Raw genomic sequence first — 1,540 nt, forward strand, 5'->3', positions numbered from 1 at the left:
CCCGCCGCTGCCTGCGGCTGCCCCGGCCGCGCTGGGCGTCCCCCACCACGCGGCTGATGTGGCGGCAGACCAGCATCCACAACGCGCTCAGCTACCTGGACGCGTCCTTCGACCGCGCCCTGTACGAGCGGACCCACGAGGCGGTGCTGGAGGCGACCGGCGACAAGGAGCGCGCCGAGGCCGCCGCGTGGGCGGCGGTCATCGGCGCGGCGGTACGCGACGACTCCGCCGCCCCGCCGTCCGGCGCCCCCGCCCGGCTGACCGCCCGGGCCCCGGACCCCTCCGCCCTCCTCCGCATCGCCGACGCCCTCACCGCGCCCCTGCCCGCCCCACCCCGCCACGTCCCGACCGACCCGACCCCCACGGGCACAGCATGAACGGTTCACCGGCAGCAGGTCTGCCGCGGCGCGGACCGGGCGGAACGCCCCCGCGCCCCGCCACGTCGAGATCCACCGCCCGAGGGTGCCGGCGGGGGTGGTCCGGGTGAGCCTCGTCGTGTATCTGGCGGCCGGGATCTTCGGAATGTCGGCCGTCGTGCTGCTGCGCAGGCCGCGTACCGCCGTGCGGGATCCGCTGACCGTGTCCACGTGCGCGGCGATCGTGCTCGGCTCGCTGGTGTTCGTGTGCTCGGCGCCGTTGACGCTGGCGACGGTGAACCGGCTCACCGGGATTCCCAACTTCGGGGCGCCGCTGACGTACGGGATGCTGTCCGCGTACAGCTGCTCGCTGCTGATCCTGCTGATCCACTGGAGGGGCGGGCCCCCGGAGCGGGTGCGGCGGCTGGTGCTGCGCAGCATCGCCGCGTACGGGCCGCTGGTCGTCGCGATCGTCGGGCTGTTCGCGCTGGGCGACGCCCGTACCGAGCGGCTCACCGACCTGGACACGTACTACGCCAACACGCCGTATCTGCGCGAGATGATCCTGCTCTACCTGGTCGGGCACAGCGCGGCGACGCTGGCGTTGTGCGTGCTGTGCGTCAAGTGGAGCCGTGAGGTCACCGGGCTGCTGCGGGCCGGGCTGCGGCTGATCCTGGCCGGGTCGCTGCTGGACGTGGTGGGCTTCCAGCTGACCAAGTACACGGCTGTCGTGGCACGTTGGACGGGACACGACCTGGACGTGCTGTCCACGAAGGTGGCGCCGCCGATGGCCTCGCTCGGCGCGCTGCTGTGCTCCGCCGGCTTCGTGCTGCCCAGGCTGCTCCCGGCGGCGCTGGCGCAGGTGCGCAGCCTGCGGGACTACCGGCGGCTGGGCCCGCTGTGGACGCGGGTCCGGTTCGGGTCCACCGCGCCCAAGCCGCCGAGCTGTTGGTGGCACCTGCCCCAGGCACGCCTGCAGTGGCGCGAGGTGTCCATCCACGACGCGCTGCTGGGCCTCGCCCCGTACTTCGACGACCGCGTCCGCGAACGCGCGCTGGCCGCCGCCCGGCGCGCAGGCCGCACCGCGCACGAGGCCCGGATCGCCGCGGAGGCGGCCATGCTCGCCGACGCCGCGCGCCGCGCCGCCGCCCGCGAGGAGCCGCTCGCGGCGCCGAGCGGCTACC

Annotated in this window: 1 protein-coding gene and 1 pseudogene; both read left to right on the forward strand. The window is 75.2% G+C overall.

Annotation, left to right across the window (positions count from 1 at the left end; translation table 11 throughout):
* Window positions 1–377 (forward strand): annotated as a pseudogene (locus RH94_RS45235) (MAB_1171c family putative transporter); the annotation flags it as partial.
* A 106-nt stretch (window positions 378–483) separates the two neighbouring features.
* The coding region (locus RH94_RS32880) for an MAB_1171c family putative transporter (protein WP_234426189.1) at window positions 484–1,540 on the forward strand (1,057 nt) is incomplete at its 3' end.

Source organism: Streptomyces kebangsaanensis, from assembly GCF_001906585.1.
GTDB lineage: Bacteria > Actinomycetota > Actinomycetes > Streptomycetales > Streptomycetaceae > Streptomyces > Streptomyces kebangsaanensis.